A 24,358-nucleotide genomic window follows, 5' to 3' on the forward strand; every position below is an offset into this window, starting at 1 on the left:
ACGGATCTGGGCGAGGGATGCTGCGACTGCTCGCCTTCGTCCCGCGCGGGCTCAGCGGGGCTCGGCGGCGATGTCGCGGGCCGGACGTAGGCTCATCGCATGCCCGCTGCCCGACGCCCGACGCAGACAGCCCCCTACCGGTGCACCGAGTGCGGCTGGACCACGCTCAAGTGGGTCGGGCGCTGCGGCGAGTGCCAGCAGTGGGGCACCGTGGTCGAGGCCGCCGAGCAGACCGGCATCCTCCGCTCCGTGACGCCGGTCTCCCCCGGTGCGGGGCGCGCGGCGCAGCCGATCACGCGCATCGACACGTCCGACGCCCCGCGGCGCACCACGGGCGTCGGCGAGTTCGACCGCGTCCTCGGCGGAGGTCTGGTGCCCGGGGCTGCGATCCTGCTCTCGGGCGAGCCGGGCGTCGGCAAATCGACCCTGCTGCTCGAGGTCGCCGCGCAGTCCGCCCAGGCGGGGCGGCGCGTTCTCTACGCTTCGGCAGAGGAGTCGACCGCTCAGGTTCGGCTGCGGGCCGAACGAACCGGCGCCCTCCATGACGAGCTGTACCTCGCGAGCGAGACCGATCTCGCGACGATCCTCGGGCACGTCGACGATGTGGCGCCCGACCTGCTCATCGTCGACTCGGTGCAGACGGTGTCGTCCGCGATGTCGGAGGGCATGGCGGGGCATCCGTCGCAGGTGCGCGAGGTCGCCGCGACGCTCATCCGGGTCGCGAAGGATCGCGGACTGCCGACGATCATCGTCGGCCACGTCACGAAGGACGGCTCGATCGCCGGTCCGCGCATCCTCGAGCACCTGGTCGATGTGGTGTGCCAGTTCGAGGGCGATCGGCAGACGTCGCTCCGGTTCGTGCGCGCGCTCAAGAACCGCTTCGGGCCGACGGACGAGGTCGGGTGCTTCGACATGACGGGCGCCGGCATCGCCGAGGTGCCCGACCCCAGCGCCCTGTTCCTGGGGCACGGCAGCACCGAGCCGGGCACGTGCGTGTCGATCGCGCTCGAGGGCCGCCGCGCGCTGCCGGTCGAGGTGCAAGCCCTCACGATCGACAGCAAGTCGGGCAACCCGCGCCGGATCGTGAACGGCGTCGATGCGGCGCGCGTCGCGACGGTGCTCGCCGTGCTCGAGAAGCGGATGAAGATCAAGACCTCGGATCAGGACGTCTACGTCTCGACCGTCGGCGGTGTGAGGTTCGCCGAGCCTGCGGCCGACCTCGCGATCGCGCTCGCCGTCGCCAGCGCGGTCGAGGGCTGGACGATTCCCCGACACATCGCCGTGGTCGGCGAGCTGAGCCTGGCCGGCGAGGTGCGGCCCGTCACGCAGGCGGCTCAGCGACGGAGCGAGGGCGCGCGTCTCGGTTACCGCGACGTCATCGACCACCGCTCCGGATCGCTGGGCGGCGCCGTCAGCGACGTGCGGGTGCGCTCGAAAGGCCGACCCGGGGAAGACATCCCGGAGTTCTGATCCCGGCCGGTCGGCTCAGCGTCCGCGAGGCCGGCGTCGACGCCCAGGGTCGACGTACCCGAGCACGATGGGGATCACGAGGCCGGCCGCGCACACGATTCCGACGAGCAGGAATTCCACCCGGCGAGTCTGCCCCGTCGTCCCCGGCGACGCAAACCTGTCGCCCGGAGTGTCGCCGGGTCGTCGAACGAGGGCACTTGGTCGGGGGGGCGTCGCGTCCCGACCGCGGTCAGGCGTCGAGGGCGGCGATCAGGTCGGCGGGCGAGGCCTGCAGCGGGTGGGGCCCCGCGATGTCGAAGAAGACAGTGGTGATCTCGTCCTCGTGCGCGCCGAGGAAGGCGCGCAGCCACGTCGGCGATTGCAGCGCGACGCCCGGCGGCAGCGTCTCGGGCTTATGGGCGGCGTCGCTGAACAGCAGCAGCGCGATGTCACCGGTCTTCGCGTCACGGTAGGTCCACACCTCGCCGACATCCAGCGGGTTGTCGCGGTGCCCGGGCCGCATCAGCGGCACGACGGTGGGGCCGTGACGCAGCGCGAAGGCGACGGCTGCCATGTCCTGCGTCTGGAGCGCGTCGCCGAGCTGAGGATTGCGGAAGTCCGCCGCTGCGGCCTTCTTCACGCGCTTCTTGCCTGCCACCTGTCCAGCGTAATCGCCCGACGCAGTGGTGACGCGGCGGTCAGTCAGGCGAGGAAGCCGCGCAACAGGGCCTCCGAGCCGGCGAGGTGTTCGAGGATCGCGGCTTCCGCAGCATCCGGTCGCCCCGCGAGGATCGCCGTCACGATGCGCTCGTGCTGCACGTTGGAGTGCTCGATGTTGCGCGGCAGCAACGGGAACGTGTCGAGCCACTCGTTCACGCGCGCGCGGTTCTCGGCGGCGAGCGCGACGAGCGACGGGATGGCGGCGAGCTCGGCGATCGTCAGATGGAGCAGGGTGTCGAGCCGGCGATAGTCGGCTTCGGATGCCTCGGCCACGACCTCGTAGCGAGCCCACAGCTCGTCGCGGGCGGCGGCGTCGAGCGTGCGTCCGGCGGCGGCGCGCGCCGCGCCCGCCTCGAGCACGCGGCGAAGGCCGAGGACGTCCTCGAGCTCGGCGGCCGTGACGTCGCGGGGGTGCGGCGGCTGCGGCAGCGGGTCCGCGACGAACGTGCCGCCGTAGCGGCCCCGGCGCCGCACGAGGTAGCCGGTGTCGGCGAGCTCACGGATCGCCTCGCGCACCGTGTCGCGGCTCACGGCGTAGAGCACGGCGAGCTCGCGCTCGGACGGGAGCGACTCCCCCGGCGCGACGACGCCGAGCCGGATCGTCTGCACCAGACGCGCGACGGTGTCTTCGAGCGCGTTGCCCTCGCGCACCGGCCGGTAGACGGCCTTGCGCACCTCCTGCAGCGGGGCATCGGTCATGGCGAGACCTTACAGCGGGGTGACGTAGGCGTTCGTGATGCCGCCGTCGACGACGAACGTGCTCGCGGTGATGAACGACGCGTCGTCCGACGCGAGGAAGGCGACCGCGGCCGCGAGCTCCTCGGGTTCGGCGAAGCGGCCCATCGGCACGTGCACGAGCCGGCGCTGCGCGCGCTCGGGGTCCTTCGCGAAGAGCTCCTGCAGCAGCGGGGTGTTCACCGGACCCGGGCACAGCGCGTTCACGCGCACTCCCTGCCGCGCGAACTGCACGCCGAGTTCGCGGGTCATGGCGAGCACGCCGCCCTTGGACGCGGTGTACGAGATCTGCGATGTCGCCGAACCGAGCAGCGCCACGAACGAGGCGGTGTTGATGATCGAGCCCGTGCCGGCCGGCACCATGTGCCGCAGCGCCGCGCGCGAGCACAGGTACACGCTCTTGAGGTTGACGTCCTGCACGCGATCCCAGGCCGGCAGCTCGGTCGTCTCGATCGAGTCGTCGTCGGCGGGTGAGATGCCGGCGTTGTTGAAGGCGATGTCGAGGCGCCCGAGGTCGCCCGCGACCGAGTCGAAGAGCATGTTGACGGATGCCTCGTCCGCGACGTCCACGAGCCTGAACAGGCCGTCCACCTCGGCGGCAGCACGCTCGCCCGTCGCGGGGTCGAGGTCGGCGATCACGACGCGTGCGCCCTCGGCGGCGAACCGCCGTGCGGTCGCGAGGCCGATGCCGGATGCCCCGCCCGTGATGACGGCCACCCGGTCCTTGAGCCGCTGGGTCAGATCCATGCTGTTCCCTTCCATTTCAGCCGTGCGAAGTCCGGACTTTGCAGGATTCCGCGCCCCGCAGGCCGCGAAGTCCGGACATCGCAACGGTGGTGAATGCCGATCACGAGGCGTCCGTCGCGAAGAAGACGTTCTTGGTCTCGGTGAAGTGCTCGGCGGCGTCGGGGCCGAGCTCGCGGCCGAGCCCCGACGCCTTCATGCCGCCGAACGGGGTCCAGTACCGCACCGAGGAGTGCGAGTTGACCGACAGCACGCCGCTCTTCACACCCCGAGAGACGCGTACGGCACGGCCGAGGTTCTCCGTCCAGATCGAGCCGGCGAGACCGTAGATCGTGTCGTTCGCGAGACGGATCGCTCCGGCTTCGTCCTCGAACGGCAGCACCGCGACGACGGGTCCGAAGACCTCCTCGCGCGCGATGCGGTCGGCGGGGTCCGCCAGCACCACCGTGGGCGCGAACCAGAAGCCGTCTCCGGACGGCGCGGACCCACGGAACGCGACGTCCGCACCATCGAGGAACCCTTCGACGGTCGAGCGATGCGAGGCCGAGATCAGCGGGCCCATCTCTGTCGCCTCGTCCGCGGGGTCGCCGACGCGCCAGGCCTGCACCGCGGGCTCGAGCAGCTCGAGGAACCGGTCGTACACCGATCGCTCGACGAGGATGCGGCTGCGGGCGCAGCAGTCCTGCCCGGCGTTGTCGAACACCGCACCCGGTGCCGATGCCGCGGCCTTCTCGAGGTCGGCGTCGGCGAACACGATGTTGGCGCTCTTGCCGCCGAGCTCCAGGGTGACGGGCTTGAGCTCGCGCGCACAGCCGGCCGCGACATCCGTCCCCACCGAGGTCGAGCCGGTGAAGACGACCTTGCGCACATCCGGGTGCGAGACGAACCGCTGCCCGACGACCGAGCCCGACCCGGTGACGACCTCGAACAGCCCCTCGGGCAATCCGGCGAGAAGCGCGAGCTCCCCCAGCCGGATCGCCGTGAGCGGAGTCAGCTCGGCGGGCTTCAGCACGACGGCGTTGCCCGCGGCGAGCGCCGGCGCGAACCCCCATGACGCGATCGTCATCGGGAAGTTCCACGGCACGATGATGCCCACGACCCCGTACGGCTCGTGGAACGTCACGTCGAGCCCGCCGGCGACCGGGATCTGCTGCCCCGACAGCCGCTCGGGCGCCCCGGCGTAGAAGTTCAGCACCTGTGCGACGTGCGACGCCTCCCAGCGCGCCGAGCCGATCGGGTGACCCGAGTTCAGCACCTCCAGCTGCGCCAGCTCCTCGATGTGCGCCTCGACCACCCGCGCGAACGACCGCAGCGCGTCGGCGCGCGCGACCGGCGGCAGCGACGCCCACGAACGCTGCGCGACGACGGCCCGCGAGATCGCAGCATCCGTCTGGTCCACGCTCGCGCGAGCGACCTCATGGATCGGCAGCGCGGTCGCCGGGTTGATGACGGTGAACACGCTCATGCGCTCGGCACTCCTCGCGATGCATAGACGGATGCCTCGGCCACGAGCCCCGCGAACAGCCGACGGTCCTCCTGGTTCTGCTCGGGGTGCCACTGCACGCCGAGCACGTAGCCCTCGCCGTCCGACTCGAACGCCTGCACGAGTCCGTCGGTGTGGGCTGTCGCGACGAGTCCTTCGCCGAGGCGGTCGACGCCCTGGTGGTGGTAGCTGTGCACCTCGAGCGCACCGGGTCCGACGAGCTCCGCCAGACGCGACCCTTCGTCGACGATGACGTCGTTCGTCGCGAAGATGCCCCCGCCGACACGGAATCGTTCGGTGCCGAGCGCCTCAGGCAGATGCTGATGCAGTGTGCCTCCGCGCGCGACGTTCACGAGCTGCAGGCCGCGGCAGATCGCGAGCACCGGAAGCCGGCGCTGCTCCGCGCCTCGGAACAGCGCGAGCTCCCAGGCGTCGCGATCCGGACGCGGAGCGTCGGTGCGCGGATGCCGCTCTGCCCCATAGAGCTCCGGCTGCACGTCGAGCCCTCCGGTGAGGATCAGGCCGTCGAGCCCGTTCAGCACAGCTTCGGCGGCGATCTCGGGGTCCGGCTGCGGCGGCAGCAGCACGGCCACACCGCCCGACGCCGTCACGGAGTCGAAGTAGACCTGCGGGAGGAACGCCGCACGGACGTCCCACACGCCCTGCTTCGCCTGCTCGAGGTAGGTCGTCAGACCGATCACGGGCTTGCGTCCTTCAGAGGCGTTCGAAGCCACGGACCCTCTCCCAGTCGGTCACGGCGGCGTCGTAGGTCTCGACCTCGATGCGCGCCTGGTTCAGGTAGTGGTCGACCATGTCGTCGCCGAACGCCGCCCGGGCGATGGCCGATTCGTCGAAGAGCTGCGCCGCCTCGCGCAACGTGGTCGGCAGGTGGTCGACGCCGGCCGTATAGGCATTGCCCTCCAGCCGGTCGGGCAGGGGCAGTTCGTGCTCGATGCCGTGGAGGCCTCCCGCGATGATGGCGGCGATGCCGAGGTACGGGTTGACGTCGCCGCCCGGCACGCGGTTCTCGACGCGCAGCGACGAGCCGTGGCCGACCACCCGCAGCGCGCACGTGCGGTTGTCGACGCCCCACGCGACGCCGGTCGGGGCGAACGAGCCCTTCGCGAAGCGCTTGTACGAGTTGATGTTGGGCGCGTAGAGCAGCGTGAACTCCCGGAGAGTCGCCAGGACGCCGGCGATCCAGTGCTCCATGAGCGGGCTGAAGCCGTGCGCGCCGTCGCCGGCCATCACGGGGTCCCCCGTCGCCGAGCGCACCGACAGGTGGATGTGGCAGCTGTTGCCCTCCCGCTCGTTGAACTTGGCCATGAACGTGAGCGACTTGCCGTGATGTCCGGCGATCGCCTTCGCGCCGTTCTTATAGATCGCGTGCTGGTCCGCCGTCTGCTGCACCTCGGCGAACCGGAACGCGATCTCCTGCTGGCCCAGGTTGCACTCGCCCTTGACACCCTCGGTGTAGAGGCCTGCCCCGTCCATCGACAGGCGGATGTCGCGCAGGAGAGGTTCGAGGCGGCCCGAGGCGAGCAGGTCGTAGTCGACGTTGTAGTCGGTGGACGGTGTGAGATCGCGATAGCCCTTGGCCCAGGCATCCCGATACGTGTCGTCGAAGACGATGAACTCGAGCTCCGTCCCGGAGAAGGCCACGAGACCGCGGTCGGCGAGCCGCTCGCGCTGGCGGTTCAGGATGTCGCGCGGCGACTGCACCACCGGATCGCCGTTCTCCCACGTGAGATCGGCCATGACCATCGCGGATCCGGGCAGCCACGGAATGCGTCGGAGGGTGGAGACGTCGGGCCGCAGCATCATGTCGCCGTAGCCGGTCTCCCAGCTCGACATCGCGTAGCCGTCGACGGTGTTCATATCGACGTCCACCGACAGCAGGTAGTTGCACGCCTCCGCACCGTGCGGCAGCACCTCCTCCTGGAAGAGCCGCGCCGATACCCGCTTGCCGACGAGCCTGCCCTGGGCGTCGGCGAACGCGACGATGACGGTGTCGATGTCACCCGCGGCGATCGCGGCGTCGAGATCGGAGACGCTGAGAGGGGCCTGGGCCGTCATGAGTCCTCCATTGGTGGGCAAGGCGTCCTTTTCGCCCCGCCCATTCCACCGTATCGGGCGTCGCGCGGGACGAAGTTGCTTCTAAAGGTAGACACGAAGTACCTTTCGCGCCATTCTCTTGCCCAGAGGCGATACATCCGTAGAAATCGCGCGCGCTTTCCCGAGAGCGAGGAGCCCGTCATGTCAGATTCCCGATCCGTCGGCGGCGTCACCTACACGCAGGCCGGCAGCGAGTACTTCCAGAAACGCCAGCTCACCCGGGCAGCCGGATTCTGGGGTCTGTGGGGCCTCGGCGTCGCTGCGGTCGTCTCGGGCGACTTCTCGGGCTGGAACTTCGGCCTCGGAGCCGCCGGCTGGGGCGGGCTGCTGATCGCGACGCTGATCATCATCGTCATGTACTTCGGCATGCTCTTCTCGATCGGCGAGATGTCGGCGGCGCTGCCCCACACGGGCGGTGCCTACTCGTTCGCCCGATCGGCGATGGGCCCCTGGGGCGGCTTCGTCACCGGCTTCGCCGAGACCATCGAGTACGTCTTCACCACGGGCGTGATCGTGCTCTTCTCCGCCGACTACCTGAACGGCATCTTCTCGATCCTCACCAGCGGGGCGTTCGACCTGAAGGCGGCGGGACTCCAGTGGGTCTGGTGGATCGTCCTCTACGCCGTGTTCATCGGTCTCAACACGGCGGGGGCCGCGATCTCGTTCCGTTTCGCCGTCGTCGTGTCGATCCTGACCATCGGCATCCTCGTGCTCTTCGGCGTGCTCGCGTTCGCGAACGGCGCCGTGGACTTCTCCCGCGTGTGGGACATCGCGCCCGATGAGTCCGTCGCCGGATCGTCGGAGTTCCTGCCCTTCGGTGGCATGGGCATCCTGTTCGCCCTGCCGTTCGCGATGTGGTTCTTCCTCGGGATCGAAGAGCTCCCCCTCGCGGCAGAAGAGGCGCACAACCCTCAGAAGGACATCCCCCGCGCGGGCATCTGGGGCCTGCTGACGCTCATCTTCACCGGCGCCATCGTGCTGTTCCTGAACCCGGCGGTCACCGGCTCGGCCGCGATCGCGGCGAGCGGCGAACCGCTGCTCGACGGCTTCCGAGCGTTCCTGCCGCCCCAGCTGGCCGCGGTGCTCGCCCTGTTCGCCCTGATCGGCCTGCTCGCCTCGCTGCAGGGCATCATGTTCGCGTACGGACGCAACATGTACTCCCTGTCGCGCGCGGGCTATTACCCCAAGTTCCTGTCGCTCACGGGCAAGCGCCAGACGCCGTGGGTGGCTCTGCTCACGGGCGCGATCATCGGCTTCGTCGTGCTCGTCGGCGTCGACCTCATCACGAAGGCCAACGAGGACATCGGCGCCGTCTCGAACGCGATCGTGCTCAACATCGCGGTGTGGGGCGCTGTCATCTCCTACCTGCTGCAGATGGTGTCGTACATCGTGCTCAAGGTGAAGCTGCCGAACGTCGCGCGCCCGTACCGCAGCCCGGTCGGCATCGCAGGCGCCGCCATCGCCGGTGTCATCGCACTCGCGACGTTCATCGGCCAGTTCATCAATCCCGGATACACGGCCGCGATCATCGCGATCGGCGTGCTCTATGTCATCGGCCTCGTCATCTTCGCCCTCGTCGGCCGCCACCGCCTCGTGCTCTCTCCGGAAGAGGAGTACGCGCTGTCCGGCGGCCAGCACCGCGATCCGCAGGCGGAGGGCTACGACGCGATGGAGAAAGAGGTCTTCGACAACAAGCCCTAGGTGTTCGGCCAAAAACACCTTGTGCAGGGGAAGAGGAGCGGGGCGGCCTGGGGGACGCCCCGCTCCACTGCGTCACACGGACGATCTGGAACACGGATGCTGTGCCCCGCGGCATCCGTCATCGGTCCGAGGTGTGCGTCAGTAGAGCAGGAACTGCTTCGGCTCGGTGGAGGGGATGCCGCCGATCTCGACCGACAGGTGGTACGAGGCGCCGCCGCCGGGAGCCATCGGGCGGTTGCCGTCGGCGCAGGTGCCGACCGCGGAGCGCGTGCGATCCCACGAGAGGGCCGTCGCACTCGACACCGTCTGCCCGGCGGCGATCAGCACGATCATGTCGCTGGGCTCGCTCTGGCAGTCGGTCGAGCGCCACCAGATGTCGTCGCCGCTGGTGACCGTGAACGACTGGGCGCTCGTGCCGACGTTCATCGTGCAGTCGGGACCGTTGTTGGTGAGCGTGATGGTGAACTGCGGCTGCTGATCGCCCGCATAGGTGTCGGCGCTGGTGACCGGCTCGACCGTGATCTCGCTCGCGACACAGGGCTGCGCAGTGGGAGTGGCGCCGGGCGTCGGGGTCTGCCCTTCGACGACAGCACCTTCGACGGCCCCGGTGGCGGTTCCCCCGGTCGTCGCCTGCGACGACGGCACCGGCAGAGCCTCGGCCGTGTTCTTCGCCGGGGACTTCTCGTCGGACGAGGTCGTCGCCGCCCCCGCCCACGGCTGCGCGATGAGCAGCCAGACCACCGCGGCGATGACCAGCAGCCCGATGATCAGCACGAGCCGCCGGCGACGGTAGACCGCCTGGGAGGGGCGACGTCGGGGGCTGGTGCCGGTCATGCTCAACAGGCTAACGGCGGGCGTCGCCTTCTCCCGTCGGCGCGCCCCGGATGCCGCGACCCGGCGGCCGCGCGAGCGTCAGAGACGCTTGATCATGCGGGTGTTGCCGAGGGTGTTCGGCTTCACGTGCGCGAGATCGAGGAACTCCGCGACACCCTCGTCAGGAGAGCGGATGAGCTGCGAGTACACGTCGGGGTCGACGACCTGCTCGCCGATCTGCTCGAACCCGCGACGCGTGAAGAAGTCGACCTCGAACGTCAGGCAGAACAGGCGAGAGAGGCCGAGCGTGCGGGCGTTCGTCTCGAGGCCCTCGACGATCGCGCGACCCACACCGTGGTGCAGCCAGCCGTCGGCGACGATGAGGGTGCGGACCTCGCCGAGGTCCTCCCACATGACGTGCAGCGCGCCGCAGCCGATCAGGTCGCCGTTCGCATCCTCGGCGACGAGGAACTGCTGCGTCGCCTCGTACAGCACGACGAGGTCCTTGCCGAGGAGGATCCGCCGCTGCACGAACGGCTCGAGGAGCGCCTGAATGCGGCGGACGTCGCTCGTGCGCGCCGGCCTGACTGTGAACTCTGCCACCCGTCCAGCGTAAGACCCCCCGCTCGCCGACGAACGCACCCACGAACGACGAAGAGCGGATGCCGCAGCATCCGCTCTTCGTTCCGATCAGGGTTTACGCGTTCGCAGCGAGATCCGGCGTCGCGGTGATCTCGCCGTTGTGGACGACGCCGACGGCGACCTTGTCGCCGCGCGGGCCGTGCTCGAAGACGAACTCGCCGTTCTGCGCGTCGACCTTCACGTGGTCGCCCGCATCGAGCTCGCCGTGCAGGATCTTCTCCGACAGACGGTCTTCGACCTCGCGCTGCATGGCGCGGCGGAGGGGACGGGCGCCGAGCGCGGGGTCGAAGCCGATCTCGATGAGCTTGTCCTTCGCGGCATCCGTCAGCTCGATCGTCATGTCACGATCCAGCAGACGCTCACCGAGACGCTTGGTGAACAGGCCCACGATCTGGCGCAGCTCGTCCTTATCGAGCTGCGGGAAGACGATGATGTCGTCGACGCGGTTGAGGAACTCGGGCTTGAAGTTGCGCTTCAGCTCCTCGTTGACCTTGCCCTTCATGCGCTCGTAGGTCGTGCCGCTGTTGCCCTCGACCTGGAAGCCCACGGGGCCACCGGCGATCGCCGACGAACCGAGGTTCGTCGTCATGATGATCACCGTGTTCTTGAAGTCGATGACGCGGCCCTGACCGTCGGTCAGGCGACCCTCTTCGAGGATCTGCAGGAGCGAGTTGAAGATGTCGGGGTGGGCCTTCTCGATCTCGTCGAAGAGCACGACCGAGAAGGGCTTGCGGCGCACCTTCTCGGTGAGCTGGCCGCCCTCTTCGAACCCGACGAACCCGGGAGGGGCACCGAACAGACGCGAGACGGTGTGCTTCTCACCGAACTCCGACATGTCGAGCGAGATGAGTGCGTGCTCGTCGTCGAAGAGGAACTCGGCGAGCGCCTTGGCCAGCTCGGTCTTTCCGACGCCCGTGGGGCCGGCGAAGATGAACGAGCCCGACGGACGCTTCGGGTCCTTGAGGCCCGCGCGCTGGCGGCGGATCGTCTTCGAGAGGGCGGCGATCGCCTCCTCCTGGCCGATGACGCGCTGGTGCAGCGCCTTCTCCATGAAGACGAGACGGCTCGACTCCTCCTCGGTGAGCTTGAACACCGGGATGCCGGTCGCCTGGGCGAGCACCTCGGCGATCAGGCCCTCGTCGACGACGGCGTGGCTGGCGACGTCACCCGAGCGCCACTGCTTCTCGAGGCGCAGGCGCTCGGCGAGCAGGGACTTCTCCTCGTCGCGCAGCGACGCGGCCTTCTCGAAGTCCTGGTCCTCGGAGGCGCGCTCCTTGTCTTCGCGCACCTTGGCGATCTTCTCGTCGAACTCGCGCAGCTCCGGCGGGCTGGACAGGATCGACAGACGCAGGCGGGCGCCGGCCTCGTCGATCAGGTCGATGGCCTTGTCGGGGAGGAACCGGTCCGAGATGTAGCGGTCGGCGAGGTTCGCCGCCGCGACGATCGCGCCGTCGGTGATCTGCACCTTGTGGTGCGCCTCGTAGCGGTCGCGCAGCCCCTTGAGGATGTTGATCGCGTGGGGCAGGCTCGGCTCGGCGACCTGGATCGGCTGGAAGCGACGCTCGAGCGCAGCATCCTTCTCGAAGTGCTTGCGGTACTCGTCGAGCGTGGTCGCGCCGATCGTCTGGAGCTCGCCACGCGCGAGGAGCGGCTTGAGGATGGACGCGGCGTCGATCGCTCCCTCGGCGGCACCCGCACCCACGAGGGTGTGGATCTCGTCGATGAAGACGATGATGTCGCCGCGCGTGCGGATCTCCTTGGTGACCTTCTTCAGTCGCTCCTCGAAGTCACCGCGGTAGCGGGAACCGGCGATGAGCGAGCCGAGGTCGAGCGAGTAGAGCTGCTTGTCCTTGAGCGTCTCGGGCACGTCGCCCTTGACGATGGCCTGGGCGAGGCCCTCGACGACCGCCGTCTTTCCGACACCGGGCTCGCCGATGAGGACGGGGTTGTTCTTGGAGCGGCGCGACAGGATCTGCATCACGCGCTCGATCTCCTTCTCGCGCCCGATGACCGGGTCGAGCTTGTTGTCGCGCGCGGCCTGCGTGAGGTTGCGGCCGAACTGGTCGAGCACCTGCGAGCCGCCCTGCGTCGTGCCCTGGGTCTGCTCGCCGGCGCCGCTTGCGACACCCGCGGGCTCCTTGCCCTGGTAGCCCGAGAGCAGCTGGATGACCTGCTGGCGCACCTTGTTGAGGTCTGCGCCGAGCTTGACGAGCACCTGGGCGGCCACGCCCTCGCCCTCGCGGATGAGGCCGAGGAGGATGTGCTCGGTGCCGATGTAGTTGTGACCCAGCTGCAGGGCCTCGCGGAGGCTGAGCTCGAGCACCTTCTTGGCGCGCGGCGTGAAGGGGATGTGGCCGGTCGGCTGCTGCTGGCCCTGGCCGATGATGTCCTGCACCTGCTCGCGCACGGCGTCGAGCGAGATGCCCAGGCTCTCGAGCGCCTTGGCGGCGACCCCTTCGCCCTCGTGGATGAGACCGAGCAGGATGTGCTCGGTGCCGATGTAGTTGTGGTTCAGCATCTTCGCCTCTTCCTGGGCGAGGACGACCACACGACGGGCACGGTCGGTGAATCTCTCGAACATCGTTCACTCCTCCAGGGCGGTGTGGGTCTGCTGAGCCCATCTCGCCTTACATCGAGGGTAGCCAGCGGGTCGGGAGCGCACGGCCGTGTTCGCCGTGGGCATAGCGCTCGCGAAACGGAACGGATGCCTTGCGCCGCAGCATCCATCGGGCTTATCGTTTTTCGATAACAACGTTTATCGATATGGAGCGAGCGATATGGATCCACTCTCCGCGAACCTGCTGACGATCGCGGTCCCCGTGGTCGCGGTGGTCGGCGCCGCGTCGCTGTTCATGGTCCGCCGCAAGCGAGCCGGTGCGAGCGGAGGCCTGAATCGCGCGGAGTCGTGGATCGCGTCGCTCATCGGTGCGGGAGCGATGATGAATGCCCTCCTGTGCGCGCTGGCGCTGTGGGGCAACGCCTCCTGGATGTTCACCGTCGAACCCTTCCGCGTCGACGGTCTGCACTACTCCGGAGTCACCACGCCGGAATCCCTCGAGGGCGTCGACCACGTCGCCGCCGCGGGCTACCAATCCGTCTGGATCGACGTGATGGGACTTCCCGACGGCACGCGATGGCTCTTCTACATCGAGGAGGGGCTCCCGCTCGCCGCGTCGCTCACGATCAGCATCGTCGTCGCCTGGCTGTCGTTCACCGTGGTGCGGGAGCGCCCGTTCGCGCGCGCGTTCCCGATCGCGATCGGCGTAGCGTCGATCGCCGTCATGATCGGCGGGCTCGGCTCGCAGTTCGCCGGCGCGCTCGCGCGATCGTCGGTCATCGAGTACCTCGGCGCGGACCGACTCGTGAAAGACATCAGCACCGCACCGGCAACCGAGTCGTTCGCGACCTTCTGGGTGAGCCTCGACCTCTCACCCGTCGGCTGGGCGTTCGGGCTGCTGCTCGTCGCGGCGGCCTTCCAGATCGGAGTCCGCATGCAGAAGGACACGGAGGCCCTGGTCTGATGATGACGGAAGCCGCAACCAAAGGCGCACCCGGCGCACTCGATCTGGTGCTGTACTCGGTCGCCGTCGCAGTCGGCGCGGTCGTCTGGGCTGTGATTCGCATCGCCGCGGTGTTCGACCCGGCAGGAGTGCCGTTCGCGCTGCCGGTGACCGACACCCCGGTCGACGTGCAGCTCGAGGGTGAGGCGTCGCCTGCTTCGCGGGTGCTCACCCAGGCCGCGGTACTCGTCCCCGACCTCGACGTCACCGGAATGGTGTTTCTGGTCGTGTCGGCTGTCCTGACGGTGATCGGAACGCTCGTCGTGGTCGGTGCGCTCATCCGAGTTGCGCTCGCCTTCCGCGCCGGCGACTTCTTCGCCCGCCGGGTGACCCGCGGCCTCACCCTCATCGGCGCGACCGTCTTCGCGACGGCCCTCCTCGTGATGCTCAGCGACGCGATGGCCCGACGCAGCGCGATGGAAACGCTCGGGCTGGTCTACGAGCCGCTCGGCATGCTCGACCTGGTCGCGTTCGCGCCGGCGTGGATCGCGGCGATCGTCTTCGGCGTGCTCGCAGGCGCTTTCGCCCACGGCGAGCGGCTCCAGCGCGACGTGCGAGGCCTCGTGTGACTCCCGCCGACGACGACGGCCCCTCCGGGGTGCACTGCCGGCTCGACGAGCTGCTCGAGGAGCGCGGCATGACCCTGACACGGCTGTCGGAACTCGTCGGGGTCTCGGTCGTGAACCTGTCGATCCTCAAGAACGACCGCGCGCGAGCGATCCGCTACTCGACCCTCTCGGCGATCTGCCGAGCGCTCGACTGCGAGATCGGCGACCTGCTGGTGCGGGCGGATTGAGGATTCCAGCCGCCCACCGCCGCAGCATCCGTCCCCGCTCCGCCCCCGTCCCCCACACCCGTTCTGCCCCGTGCCCCGTCCCGTCCCGCCCGCTCCGCAGTCACTTTCGGTCACTTGACGGTGCAGCGATCGACCCGAAGTGACTGCGGAGCGGCGGCAGCGGAGGTCGCCGTCGGCGACGGGAACGGATTGCCGACCGCACGCGGCGGACGAGGCCCGCCCGCCCGTCGAACACGTCGTTCTTCGTGACACGGATCACGAACCAGCCGGCGCTGGCCAGCGCCTCGTAGCGAGCGATGTCCTTCGCCCATTGCTCGGGATCGCGAAGATGGTGTTCGCCCTCGTACTCGATGGCGATCCTCAGCTCGGGGTACGCGAGGTCGACGACTCCGATGAGTCCCCCGATCGAGTCGAACACTGCATGATTCAGGAGTGGCTCGGGCAGACCCGCGTCGACGATGATCAGCCTGCAGCGCGTCTCCGTTCGCGACGCCGAACGGGTGCGCACACGGGGCAATGCCTCCCTCAACGCCCTGATGCCCACCCTCCGGCCAGACCGCACCGCCGATTCGAGCTCGGAGAGAGTGCCGAGCGGCTGCGCGTCCCCCGAGAACATCTGCTCGCGGACGACCCCGTCGGCGAGGGCTACGAGGTCGTACTCGTCGCGCACGACCGCCGCCAGCATCACCCACGTGAATGCGGGACTCGTCAGCGGAACGCCGTGGGTCGCGTGATCGACGACCGCGACGCTTCGCTGCTTCACCTGGTGGCCGAGAACTCCGTCGTGCCGCGGATGCCGCAGCGGAGCCCGCACCGCGATGTCGAGCATCCGGGGACGACCGAACGCATCGGTCAGGACGCGAGACGGAAGTGGCAGCTCCCACAACACTGCAGCGGTCACGTGCGAGAAGAACTGATTCGCGGGCATCACCCGCGCGTAGAGGAGGGCACGTTCGCGAATGGCTGCGGTCGCCGCCTCCGCCTTGGACCGCGTTCCCGGCGACGCGGGGGCTGCGTCGCACACCACGCGGAGCCCGCGGAAGGGGCTGTCGAGGTCGAGAGCCCGCAGCCTCGACCTCGGGACACCGGCACTCCTCGCCTCCGCGATCGTGAAGACCGTCCCGAGACCGTGTGGAAGCGGCGTTCTGCGCATGCCGCCCGATCCTGACAACGCGGTCGCTCGCGGTGGCGCTCGGTTCAGCCTGCTGTGGACAACGGCACCGCCGCTCCTCCTTGGGGAGGAACCAGCGCCTGCCGCTCCGCAGTCAGTAAGGGCTGGACTCGGGGCCCAGGACGCGCCAAGGGTGACTGCCGAACGAAGGCGCCCGAACGCCGGGGCACGCGGCGCCCGCACGGCGCGGTACGCGGCGCGCGAACGCCGGGGGACGCGGCGCCCGCACGGCGCGGTACGCGGTGCCCGAACGGCCGGGTACGCAGCGCCCGCCCACGGCGTTCCGCAGTCAGTTAGGGCGGGACTCGACGCCGGGAACGCGCCAAAAGTGACTGCCGAACGAAGGCGCCCGAACGCCGGGGTACGCGGCGCCCGCACGGCGCGGTACGCGGTGACCGAACGCCGGGGCACGCGGCGCTCGCCCACGGCGTTCCGCAGTCAGTTAGGGCGGAACTCGACGCCGGGAACGCGCCAAGAGTGACTGCGGAGCGATGAGCGGGCGGGCGGGTCGGCGGCAGGCGGGGGCGGGCGGGCGGCTGAGGGGTGGACGGATGCTGCGGGCCGCGGCATCCGTCCATCCGGGTGTCAGTTGGGGTAGATCGGGATGCGGATGTTGTCGAACTCGCCGCCGGTGAGGATCGCGAAGGTCTCGGCGTCCTCGTCTTCGAGGCCGTTGACCGCCGTGACGACGCCGCGCGGGGCCATGTCCATGGTGCAGACCTGGTCGGCCGGCGGGGTCACGAAGGTCACGGTGACCTCGGTCGCGCTGGTCGGCTCGGTGTTCTCGATCGTGGGGGCGCACGACGACGAGCCCCACGACAGGATCACGAACTGGCCGTCGACGTCGGTCCAGCCGGCGCTCGGCAGGTAGTCCGTCTCACCGTCGGCCGCGAGGCCGGCGACGCCCTCGAGGTCGGTGTCGCCGTGCCAGCCCTCACCGGTCACCTCGATCTCGACGCCCGCCGCCGGGTCGACGCCCTCGGGCACGCCCACGAGGGAGACCCGCGGAACAAGGTCCCGCGTGCAGGCGGTGTCGCCCGCCGGCTCGACCAGCGTCACCTTCATGATGCCGTTGTCGTAGGTCGCATCCTCGGCGGTGGGGATGCATGTCGACGAACCCTGCGTGACGATGCCGATCGTGCGACCGCCGTCGAGCCAGGCCGCGCCGACTTCCTGCTCGTTGCTGTCGTCGCTCTTGTCGGTCGCGGCCGGCGAGGGGGTGGTGCCGCCGCCGCCGGCGGGGGTCGCGCAGGCGGTCAGGAGTCCTGCGGTGAGCAGCGCCAGGCCGAGCCCGGCGAGCAGTGAACGGGAGCGAACGGGCATGAGGGCCTCCTGGAGTTCCGCGGACGCCATCCCCCGCGGCATCCGTCACCCATATCGTGTCGCAAAACGCCCCGGAATCTCAGCACTCCCATCACGTCGAGGTCACGATCCGCCGGGAGAACGCCCTACTGCAGCGCCGAGGTGAGACGCGCGAGATTGTCGAGCACCGTCGAGCGCAGCGGCTGCTTCTCCCACTCCTCGAGCGTGAGCTCGCGCGAGAGCGAGCGGTACATGTCTTCCACGATGCGCATCTGGCGCACGAACTCCTCGCCGCGCACGAGCATCGAGATCTCCATGTTGAGACCGAACGAGCGCATGTCCATGTTGCTCGAGCCGACGATGGCGACCTCGTCGTCGATGGTGAGGCTCTTCGTGTGCAGGATGAACGGCTTCTTGTACATCCAGATCTTCACGCCCGCGCGCAGCAGCGCCTCGTAGTAGCTGCGCTGCGCGTGGTAGACGATCGCCTGGTCGCCCTCCTCCGACACGAAGAGCTCGACATGGATGCCGCGTTGGCACGCTGTCGTGATCGCCAGGAGCATCGCCTCGTCAGGCACGAAATACGGGCTCACCACGATGATCTTGCGCTGCGCCGCATAGAGCAGCCCGGCGAAGAGCTTGAGATTGTTCTGGAATTCGAAGCCCGGTCCCGAGGGGATGATCTGGCAGTCGAGATCGCCCGGCCCGCTCGTCACGTCGAACAGGTCGATCTGGTCGGTGAGCACCTCGTCGGTCTCGCTGTACCAGTCGCTCAGGAAGACGGCATTGACGGATGCCACGACCGGGCCTTGGATGCGCGCCATGAGGTCGACCCAGTGCAGGCCCCGCTTGATGTTCTTGCGCAGGTTGTACGTCGAGGCGGTGACGTTCTGCGAGCCGGTGAACGCGACGCGGCCGTCGACGACCAGGAGCTTGCGGTGGTTGCGCAGATCGGGCCGCTGGTACTTGCCGCGCAGCGGCTGCACCGGGAGCATGAGGTGCCACTGCGCGCCCATCCCGGTCAGTCGTTTGAGCGTGCGCTTGTAGAACGGCTTGCCGCGGTTCGCCCAGTGATCGAGCAGCACGCGCACCGTCACGCCGCGCGCCGCCACCTCTTCGAGCGCGCGGAAGAAGTTGTCGGTCGCCGCATCCGCCTGCAGGATGTAGAACTCGACGTGCACGAACCGCTCGGCTTCGCGGATGGCGTCCGCCATCGCGTCGAGGCTCTCCTGGTAGTCGGGGATCAGGTGTGCGGCGTTGTCGCCCGCCAGGGGCATCGCACCGAGATTGCGGTTGAGCGTCACGAGCGACGTGAACCAGCTCGGCGCGTGCGGGCGCAGTGTTCCGAAGTCCAGCGACGCGCTGGTGTCGTGGATGTAGTCGTTGATGCGCTCCTGCTTGCGACGGCGTTTGCGCGGAAGCCGCGGGTTGCCGATCAGCAGGAACAGGAAGACGCCGATGATCGGGATGAAATAGATGGCGAGCAGCCACGCCATCGCCGCCGTCGGGCGGCGGTTGCGCGGTACCACGATGATCGCCGTGACGCGGATGACGATGTCGACGATGAAGACGAGCACCACCCACCACGTCGCGTCGAACGTGATGGTGATCATCGAGCGGAGCCTCTCCCCGGCGTCGGGCGGACCGACCGGATCGGACACGCCGATCGAGCGGTGTGCCCCACACTATCGGGGGCGGCGGACGCGGCCCTCATCCAAGCGAGGTCGGCGCGTGCCGCGCGGGATCGGCGTGCGGCGCCGGCGCCGGCGCCGATCAGGCGTCGGTGGAAGCGGTGCCGGGCGCCACCGGCGGCAGCCCGCGCTTGGCGCGCTCTTCGGCCTCGATCTTCGCGTAGACACGACGCTCGGTGCGGTCGGCGCGGACGATGCTGCGCAGCACGAAGAAGAAGATCAGCGACACGAGGACGGTCGGCAGGAGCGTCCAGAGCGCCGCGACCCAGTAATCCATGTCTTCAAGGATACGCCGTGCGGGTATCGCCTCCTCCCCAGTGCATCTCTTTCGGCCTTGCAGCGGCGGCGCCTGTGGAAACGGCGGTGAGGGCCTCGCGCGTCACGACACTCGTCCCATGACCCCTACCATCGTCAAAGCCGCGGACGCCGCGCAGTTCCTCTCCTTCGTCCCCCGCATGCTCGGCTACCACCCGACGCAGAGCCTCGTGGTGATCCCGTTCCACGGGGCCCGCAGCCTGGGCGCCATGCGCTTCGACCTCCCCGACGGCGACGCGGACGCCGTCGACCGGATCGCAGCGACGGTCGCGGGCATGGCGTGCCGGCTCCCCGAGGCCGATGCCGTCGCCGCGATCACGTATACCGGAGCACGGTTCCAGGACGAGAGACGGATGCCGCATCGCGACCTCCTCGCCGCGCTCGAGCGCCGCGCGGATGCGTGCGGACTGCGGGTCACCGATCTGCTGTGCGTCGGCGCCGACGGGTGGGGCTCGTTCCTCGACGCAGAGTGTCCCGCGACGGGGAGATCGCTCGGCGACCTGGAGTGGATCGGCTCCGGAGACATCCCGGAGCCGGACGGCGATCAGTCGACGGGCGCCGACCTGCCGGAAGGCTCGCCCGAGGAGCGGGAGCGGGTCGCGAAGGCGATGACGGCGCTCGACACGGCGGTGGCGGTGCTGTGCGGACCACAGGCGGACGGCGGGACGGCGGCGCGCACTGCGCGATCTGCCCGCACCGCGTGCGACGACGCGGTGACGGGCTTCGCCCGCGGAACGGAGGACGCGACGAGCGCGGCGCTGCCGAGCGCGCGGGTGAGCGACCTCGGCCCCGTTCCGGCGCCGGTGTCGGGCGCGGCGGAGGCTGCGGCATCCGTCGCCGACGAGGCAGCGCGGGTCGACCCGCAGGCGCTCGCGGCCTTCTGCCGGTTCGACGATCTGCCCGGGTTCTTCGAGGACGCCCTCGCACGACCGCGCGATGCGGCGGACGCGTACGACGTCGCCGCCCTCGTGTGGTGCCTCGCGCGCCCGTCGCTGCGGGATGTCGCGCTCGTGCAGTGGAGCGGCAACCTGGCGCAGGGCGACGAGGCGTTCGATGCGCAGCTGCGGTGGGAGTCGGGCGAGGAGTATCCGGCGCACCTCGCGATGCGCATGTGGGGAGAGGGCGACCGCCCGCAGGTGTCACGGCTCGAGACCGCCCTGCAGCTGTCGCGGGGGGCGGCCGCAGTCGCGCCGCGGGACGCGCAGCCGGGTCCGCTCGCGATGTGCGCGTGGCTGTCGTGGGCTCTCGGTCGCTCGACCCATGCGGCGGCCTACGCGGAGCGCGCATGCGAGATCGAGTCCGAGCACGGGCTGTCGCAGATCGTGCTGTCGTTCGTGAACGCCGGGCACCTGCCGGACTGGGCGTTCCAGAGGGCGAGCGCCCCGTGATCCGCGCGCGGGAGGATCCCGCCGGCGGACTACTTGACGAGCGGGAAGAGGATCGTCTCGCGGATGCCGAGCCCGGTCACCGCCATGAGCAGCCGGTCGATGCCCATGCCCATGCCACCGGTCGGGGGCATGCCGTGCTCGAGCGCGCGCAGGAACTCCTCGTCGATTCGCATCGCCTCGAGGTCGCCCTTCGCGGCGAGCTTGGCCTGCTCGACGAAGCGCTCCCGCTGGATGACCGGGTCGATGAGCTCGGAGTAGCCGGTCGCGAGCTCGAAGCCGCGAACGTAGAGGTCCCACTTCTCCACGACGCCGGCGATCGAGCGGTGCTCGCGGACGAGCGGGCTCGTGTCGACCGGGAAGTCCATGACGAAGGTGGGGCGCACGAGGCCCGGCTTCACGAAGTGCTCCCACAGCTCCTCGACGAGCTTGCCGTGGATCGCGTGCGGCGGCAGGTCGACGCCCTCGGCCTCGGCGAGCGAGACGAGGTCCTCGAACGGCGTCTCGGGCGTGATCGAGCGGCCCGCCGCCTCCGACAGCGACTCGTACATCGACAGGCGGTCCCACCGCCCGCCCAGGTCGTACTCGGTGCCGTCGGCCCAGATCACCGTGGTCGAGCCCGAGATCGCCACGGCCGCGTTCTGGATCAGCTCCTGCGTGAGGTCGGCGATGCCGTTGTAGTCGCTGTACGCCTGGTACGCCTCGAGCATCGCGAACTCGGGGCTGTGGGTCGAGTCGGCGCCCTCGTTGCGGAAGTTGCGGTTGATCTCGAAGACGCGGTCGATGCCGCCGACCACGGCGCGCTTGAGGAACAGCTCGGGCGCGATGCGGAGGTACAGGTCCGTGTCGAACGCGTTGGAGTGCGTGATGAACGGGCGTGCCGACGCTCCACCGTGCTGCACCTGCAGCATCGGGGTCTCGACCTCGATGAAGTCGTGCGACGCGAACGTCTGTCGCAGGCTCGCGTTGACCTTCGCGCGTGCGAGGACCGTGTCGCGCGCGCGGTCGCGCACGATGAGGTCGAGGAAGCGGCTGCGGACGCGACTCTCTTCACTGAGCTCGGAGTGCAGGTTCGGCAGCGGGAGCACGGCCTTCGACGCGATGCGCCACTGCGACACCATGATCGACAGCTCGCCGCGGCGGCTCGAGATGACCTCACCCGAGACGAAGACGTGGTCTCCGAGGTCGACGAGCTCCTTCCAGGCCTGCAGCGACTCGTCGCCGACGGCTGCGAGCGAAACCATCGCCTGGATGCGGCTGCCGTCGCCCGCCTGCAGCGAGGCGAAGCAGAGCTTTCCGGTGTTGCGGCTGAAGACGATGCGTCCGGCGACCGCAGCGGTGACACCGGTTTCGGCCCCCGCCTCGAGGTCGGCGAACCGATCGCGCAGAGCCGGGATCGTGTCGGTGATCGGCAGGCTGACCGGATAGGCCCCACCCGCGGCATCCGTGCGCTCCGCGATCAGTCGCTCGCGCTTGGCCAGCCGCACGGCCTTCTGCTCGAAGACTTCTTCTTCGGTCGGCTCGTCGGGCGCGGTCGCGTCGGTCACGGGGTGGGCTCCTCGGTGGGGTGTTCTCCGCAGAACGCGGACCCCCAAGTCTACCGAGGTGCTCAAGGGCGCGAGTAAGGTCGGGGGCGGCCCTTCGAACGCCCTCGACACGATCGGACGACGCGATGTCGCAAGCTCGTCGCACGATGTCGGATCTCGCCGGGTTCTGGGTCGTCGCGGCCGCGTTCACGAGCGTCACCGCCTACGCCACAGTCCCGACGCCCCTGTACCCGCTGTACCAGGCGGCCGACGACTTCCCCGTTCCGGTCGTGACGTTCATCTTCGCCGCGTTCGCGGTGGGGGTCGTCTTCAGCCTCTTCCTGGTCGGCCACATCAGCGACTGGGCGGGACGCCGCCGGATGGCGGAGACCGCGGTGCTCGTCTCGGCGCTCGCGGCGGTCGTCTTCCTCGTGTGGAACTCGGTCCCGGGCCTCATCGTCGCGCGGTTCGTCGACGGGGTCAGCGTCGGCATGCTCAGCGCCGCGGCGGCGGCCCACCTCGCCGAGCTGCGCGCAAGAGCCCGCCCCGCGGAGACTGCGGTGGTTGCGGCGTCGGTCGCCGGAGCCGCCAACCTCGGCGGGCTGGCGCTCGGCCCCCTGGTGGGCGGCCTGTTCGCCGAGTTCGCCCCCGACCCCCTCGAGCTGCCGCACTTCGTCTTCCTCGTGCTCTTCATCGCCGCGGCGTTCGTTCTGCGCCACGTGCCCGAGACGGTCGACACGTCGGCGCGGCATCCGGCCTACCGACCGCAACGGCTGGCGTTCCCCGCCGGGTCCGGCGCGGCCTTCGCTGCGGCGGGCACCGGCGCGGCCGCCTCGTTCGCGCTGTTCGCGCTGTTCACGTCGCTGGCGCCGACATTCCTCCACGACACGTTCCACGTGTCCGACCACCTCGTGGACGGTGCCACCGTCTTCGCCGTCTTCGGCGCCGCGGCGCTCGCGCAGCTGCTGCTGGTCCGCGTCGCCCAGCGGGCGCAGCTCCTCATCGCCATCCTGTGCTTCGTCGTCGGACTCGTGTCCATCGCCGCGGGCGCCCTGATCCCCGCGCTCGCGCTCTTCATCGGGGGCGGGATCGTCGCCGGGTCCGGCGCCGGCATCATGTTCCGCTCGGCGATCGCCGCGGCCGGGGCGCTCTCGGCGCCCGACCGCCGGGGCGAGACGCTCGCACTTCTCTTCCTCATCGCCTACGGGGGACTCGTCGCACCCGTGCTCCTCGTGGGCCTGAGCCTTCCGTTCGTGGGCGAGACGACGGTGCTCCTCGTCTTCTCCGCCGTCGTGCTCCTCGCGACGCTCGGCGCGGGTGTCGCCATGCGCCGCCACTCGCTCCCGGCACGCACGCGATAGGGCGACCGGGCAGGGTGATCCCGGCTGTGGCCTCCGCGGATCACCTCAAGGCAGGTCGACCGGCACCCCGAGCGGTGCCCAGCGGATGCGCTCCCGCACCGGCCCCGGGGCGGCGTCGAAGACCGCCGCGGCGGCCTCCTCCTGCTGCGAGAAATGGCTCCAGCCCTCGACATGGACGGGCACGGCGACGCCGGGCTGGGCGAGTCCGATCAGTTCGACCGCGTCGTCGGCGTCCATCGTGTACGCGAGCGGACCCGTGAGCGGGAACTTCACGGCACCGATGTGGACGAGCGCCACGTCGGGCAGCATCCCGGTCGCCGCGCGACGCAGGCCGCCGTACAGGACGGTGTCGCCCGTCATCCACAGGCCGGGCCGGGCGGCGCCCGCGAGCGAGAGCGCGAACCCGACGACGGGTCCGACGATCGGACCGGTGAGCGGGGCGCCGTGCCGGCACGGGGTCGCGGTGACGACGAGGTCGCGCTTGCCCTCTGCGGTGAGGGTGACGGCATCGCCGGTGGCGAGGCCCTGGGCGTCGGGATGTGCGCCGTCCTTCGTCAGCGCCTTCGCGCCCGCGACGGTGGTCAGCACCGTCCGCGCCGCCGACAGCCCGGCCCGACCCGCGTCGTCGAGGTTGTCGGCGTGGTGATGGTGGCTCAGCAGCACCACATCGACGGGGCCGATCTCGTCGAGCGGGATGGCGGGACCGGTGGTCTTGCGCGACGACGTGCCCAGCGCGAAGGAGTAGGTGCGGCCCGGCGGGTCGAACGTCGGGTCCGTGAGGATCCGCCACCCTTCCCATTCGACGAGGGCGGTCGGACCGCCGATCCGCGTGACGCGCATGTCACCTCC

Annotated in this window: 22 protein-coding genes; 7 read left to right on the top strand and 15 right to left on the bottom strand. The window is 69.8% G+C overall.

The window, feature by feature from the left end; all coding sequences use genetic code 11:
* The first annotated feature begins 99 nt into the window (after positions 1–99).
* Positions 100–1,470, top strand: a complete 1,371-nt coding sequence (gene radA / locus ASF40_RS20005) for a DNA repair protein RadA (protein WP_056372466.1) — start codon at positions 100–102, stop codon at positions 1,468–1,470.
* A 229-nt stretch (positions 1,471–1,699) separates the two neighbouring features.
* On the opposite strand, the gene ASF40_RS20010 is transcribed toward radA, so the two are convergent.
* The 6 genes from ASF40_RS20010 to ASF40_RS20035 form a co-directional block, all read right to left on the bottom strand.
* The gene (locus tag ASF40_RS20010) at positions 1,700–2,107 is read right to left on the bottom strand and encodes a hypothetical protein (RefSeq protein ID WP_056372468.1); all 408 of its coding nucleotides are present in this window, start codon (positions 2,105–2,107) and stop codon (positions 1,700–1,702) included.
* Between the two features lie 44 nt (positions 2,108–2,151).
* A complete protein-coding gene (locus ASF40_RS20015) occupies positions 2,152–2,868 on the bottom strand; it encodes a FadR/GntR family transcriptional regulator (RefSeq protein WP_056372470.1) in 717 nt (238 codons plus the stop codon).
* 9 nt (positions 2,869–2,877) lie between these two features.
* Complete coding sequence (locus ASF40_RS20020) at positions 2,878–3,651, bottom strand: 3-oxoacyl-ACP reductase (RefSeq protein ID WP_056372472.1); 774 nt, start codon at positions 3,649–3,651, stop codon at positions 2,878–2,880.
* A gap of 100 nt (positions 3,652–3,751) precedes the next feature.
* The gene (locus tag ASF40_RS20025) at positions 3,752–5,113 is read right to left on the bottom strand and encodes an aldehyde dehydrogenase family protein (protein ID WP_056372474.1); all 1,362 of its coding nucleotides are present in this window, start codon (positions 5,111–5,113) and stop codon (positions 3,752–3,754) included.
* Positions 5,110–5,865 (bottom strand): gamma-glutamyl-gamma-aminobutyrate hydrolase family protein, encoded by a 756-nt coding sequence (locus tag ASF40_RS20030; RefSeq protein ID WP_056372475.1) that lies wholly within the window; start codon positions 5,863–5,865, stop codon positions 5,110–5,112. Before ASF40_RS20030 ends, ASF40_RS20025 begins: the two co-directional genes overlap by 4 nt.
* The gene (locus ASF40_RS20035) at positions 5,846–7,207 is read right to left on the bottom strand and encodes a glutamine synthetase family protein (protein WP_056372478.1); all 1,362 of its coding nucleotides are present in this window, start codon (positions 7,205–7,207) and stop codon (positions 5,846–5,848) included. Before ASF40_RS20035 ends, ASF40_RS20030 begins: the two co-directional genes overlap by 20 nt.
* A 180-nt stretch (positions 7,208–7,387) precedes the next feature.
* On the opposite strand from ASF40_RS20035, the gene ASF40_RS20040 reads away from it, so the two are divergent.
* Positions 7,388–8,947 carry an amino acid permease gene (locus ASF40_RS20040; protein ID WP_056372479.1) on the top strand — a complete coding sequence of 520 codons (1,560 nt, stop codon included), beginning with the start codon at positions 7,388–7,390 and terminating at the stop codon, positions 8,945–8,947.
* Positions 8,948–9,085: 138 nt separating this feature from the next.
* On the opposite strand, the gene ASF40_RS20045 is transcribed toward ASF40_RS20040, so the two are convergent.
* The 3 genes from ASF40_RS20045 to ASF40_RS20055 form a co-directional block, all read right to left on the bottom strand.
* Positions 9,086–9,781, bottom strand: a complete 696-nt coding sequence (locus ASF40_RS20045; RefSeq protein ID WP_056372481.1) for a hypothetical protein — start codon at positions 9,779–9,781, stop codon at positions 9,086–9,088.
* A 78-nt stretch (positions 9,782–9,859) separates the two neighbouring features.
* On the bottom strand, positions 9,860–10,363 hold the full coding sequence (locus ASF40_RS20050) for an amino-acid N-acetyltransferase (RefSeq protein WP_056372483.1): 504 nt from the start codon (positions 10,361–10,363) through the stop codon (positions 9,860–9,862).
* 94 nt (positions 10,364–10,457) lie between these two features.
* Positions 10,458–12,983 carry an ATP-dependent Clp protease ATP-binding subunit gene (locus ASF40_RS20055; RefSeq protein ID WP_056372485.1) on the bottom strand — a complete coding sequence of 842 codons (2,526 nt, stop codon included), beginning with the start codon at positions 12,981–12,983 and terminating at the stop codon, positions 10,458–10,460.
* 196 nt (positions 12,984–13,179) lie between these two features.
* Here ASF40_RS20055 and ASF40_RS20060 point away from each other — a divergent pair, with 196 nt between their 5' ends.
* Genes ASF40_RS20060 through ASF40_RS20070 form a run of 3 tightly spaced genes read left to right on the top strand, consistent with a single transcriptional unit; the run spans position 13,180 to position 14,758 of the window.
* Positions 13,180–13,923 (top strand): hypothetical protein, encoded by a 744-nt coding sequence (locus ASF40_RS20060; RefSeq protein ID WP_056372487.1) that lies wholly within the window; start codon positions 13,180–13,182, stop codon positions 13,921–13,923.
* 2 nt (positions 13,924–13,925) lie between these two features.
* Positions 13,926–14,531, top strand: coding sequence for a hypothetical protein (locus ASF40_RS20065; RefSeq protein ID WP_157549852.1), 606 nt, complete (start codon positions 13,926–13,928; stop codon positions 14,529–14,531).
* Positions 14,528–14,758: a helix-turn-helix domain-containing protein gene (locus ASF40_RS20070; RefSeq protein ID WP_056372492.1), complete on the top strand. Its 231-nt coding sequence runs from the start codon at positions 14,528–14,530 to the stop codon at positions 14,756–14,758. Before ASF40_RS20065 ends, ASF40_RS20070 begins: the two co-directional genes overlap by 4 nt.
* A 100-nt stretch (positions 14,759–14,858) precedes the next feature.
* On the opposite strand, the gene ASF40_RS20075 is transcribed toward ASF40_RS20070, so the two are convergent.
* The 4 genes from ASF40_RS20075 to ASF40_RS20090 form a co-directional block, all read right to left on the bottom strand.
* Positions 14,859–15,686: an endonuclease domain-containing protein gene (locus tag ASF40_RS20075; RefSeq protein WP_235560304.1), complete on the bottom strand. Its 828-nt coding sequence runs from the start codon at positions 15,684–15,686 to the stop codon at positions 14,859–14,861.
* Between the two features lie 828 nt (positions 15,687–16,514).
* Positions 16,515–17,252, bottom strand: a complete 738-nt coding sequence (locus ASF40_RS20080) for a hypothetical protein (RefSeq protein ID WP_056372573.1) — start codon at positions 17,250–17,252, stop codon at positions 16,515–16,517.
* A gap of 125 nt (positions 17,253–17,377) precedes the next feature.
* Positions 17,378–18,844, bottom strand: coding sequence for a cardiolipin synthase (cls, locus tag ASF40_RS20085; protein WP_056372574.1), 1,467 nt, complete (start codon positions 18,842–18,844; stop codon positions 17,378–17,380).
* 160 nt (positions 18,845–19,004) lie between these two features.
* Entirely contained in the window at positions 19,005–19,199 is a 195-nt protein-coding gene (locus ASF40_RS20090; RefSeq protein ID WP_056372494.1) for a hypothetical protein, read from the bottom strand.
* A gap of 118 nt (positions 19,200–19,317) precedes the next feature.
* On the opposite strand from ASF40_RS20090, the gene ASF40_RS20095 reads away from it, so the two are divergent.
* On the top strand, positions 19,318–20,625 hold the full coding sequence (locus ASF40_RS20095; protein WP_056372496.1) for a DUF4192 family protein: 1,308 nt from the start codon (positions 19,318–19,320) through the stop codon (positions 20,623–20,625).
* A gap of 29 nt (positions 20,626–20,654) precedes the next feature.
* Here ASF40_RS20095 and lysS read toward each other — a convergent pair whose 3' ends face one another.
* On the bottom strand, positions 20,655–22,169 hold the full coding sequence (gene lysS, locus ASF40_RS20100) for a lysine--tRNA ligase (RefSeq protein ID WP_056372497.1): 1,515 nt from the start codon (positions 22,167–22,169) through the stop codon (positions 20,655–20,657).
* Positions 22,170–22,315: 146 nt separating this feature from the next.
* On the opposite strand from lysS, the gene ASF40_RS20105 reads away from it, so the two are divergent.
* Positions 22,316–23,509, top strand: a complete 1,194-nt coding sequence (locus ASF40_RS20105; protein WP_235560305.1) for an MFS transporter — start codon at positions 22,316–22,318, stop codon at positions 23,507–23,509.
* A 45-nt stretch (positions 23,510–23,554) separates the two neighbouring features.
* Here ASF40_RS20105 and ASF40_RS20110 read toward each other — a convergent pair whose 3' ends face one another.
* Positions 23,555–24,349 carry an MBL fold metallo-hydrolase gene (locus ASF40_RS20110; protein ID WP_056372502.1) on the bottom strand — a complete coding sequence of 265 codons (795 nt, stop codon included), beginning with the start codon at positions 24,347–24,349 and terminating at the stop codon, positions 23,555–23,557.
* Positions 24,350–24,358 lie beyond the last annotated feature (9 nt).

The organism is Microbacterium sp. Leaf288, from assembly GCF_001422925.1.
Taxonomy (GTDB): Bacteria; Actinomycetota; Actinomycetes; order Actinomycetales; family Microbacteriaceae; genus Microbacterium.

Bases quoted from the DNA above. Each gene is read 5' to 3' on its own strand.
- radA (WP_056372466.1), top strand. From the start codon at position 100: ATGCCCGCTGCCCGACGCCCGACGCAGACAGCCCCCTACCGGTGCACC.
- ASF40_RS20015 (WP_056372470.1), bottom strand. From the start codon at position 2,868: ATGACCGATGCCCCGCTGCAGGAGGTGCGCAAGGCCGTCTACCGGCCG.
- ASF40_RS20020 (WP_056372472.1), bottom strand. From the start codon at position 3,651: ATGGATCTGACCCAGCGGCTCAAGGACCGGGTGGCCGTCATCACGGGC.
- ASF40_RS20025 (WP_056372474.1), bottom strand. From the start codon at position 5,113: ATGAGCGTGTTCACCGTCATCAACCCGGCGACCGCGCTGCCGATCCAT.
- ASF40_RS20035 (WP_056372478.1), bottom strand. From the start codon at position 7,207: ATGACGGCCCAGGCCCCTCTCAGCGTCTCCGATCTCGACGCCGCGATC.
- ASF40_RS20040 (WP_056372479.1), top strand. From the start codon at position 7,388: ATGTCAGATTCCCGATCCGTCGGCGGCGTCACCTACACGCAGGCCGGC.
- ASF40_RS20045 (WP_056372481.1), bottom strand. From the start codon at position 9,781: ATGACCGGCACCAGCCCCCGACGTCGCCCCTCCCAGGCGGTCTACCGT.
- ASF40_RS20055 (WP_056372485.1), bottom strand. From the start codon at position 12,983: ATGTTCGAGAGATTCACCGACCGTGCCCGTCGTGTGGTCGTCCTCGCC.
- ASF40_RS20060 (WP_056372487.1), top strand. From the start codon at position 13,180: ATGGATCCACTCTCCGCGAACCTGCTGACGATCGCGGTCCCCGTGGTC.
- ASF40_RS20065 (WP_157549852.1), top strand. From the start codon at position 13,926: ATGACGGAAGCCGCAACCAAAGGCGCACCCGGCGCACTCGATCTGGTG.
- ASF40_RS20075 (WP_235560304.1), bottom strand. From the start codon at position 15,686: ATGCCCGCGAATCAGTTCTTCTCGCACGTGACCGCTGCAGTGTTGTGG.
- ASF40_RS20080 (WP_056372573.1), bottom strand. From the start codon at position 17,252: ATGCCCGTTCGCTCCCGTTCACTGCTCGCCGGGCTCGGCCTGGCGCTG.
- cls (WP_056372574.1), bottom strand. From the start codon at position 18,844: ATGATCACCATCACGTTCGACGCGACGTGGTGGGTGGTGCTCGTCTTC.
- ASF40_RS20090 (WP_056372494.1), bottom strand. From the start codon at position 19,199: ATGGATTACTGGGTCGCGGCGCTCTGGACGCTCCTGCCGACCGTCCTC.
- ASF40_RS20095 (WP_056372496.1), top strand. From the start codon at position 19,318: ATGACCCCTACCATCGTCAAAGCCGCGGACGCCGCGCAGTTCCTCTCC.
- ASF40_RS20105 (WP_235560305.1), top strand. From the start codon at position 22,316: ATGTCGGATCTCGCCGGGTTCTGGGTCGTCGCGGCCGCGTTCACGAGC.
- ASF40_RS20110 (WP_056372502.1), bottom strand. From the start codon at position 24,349: ATGCGCGTCACGCGGATCGGCGGTCCGACCGCCCTCGTCGAATGGGAA.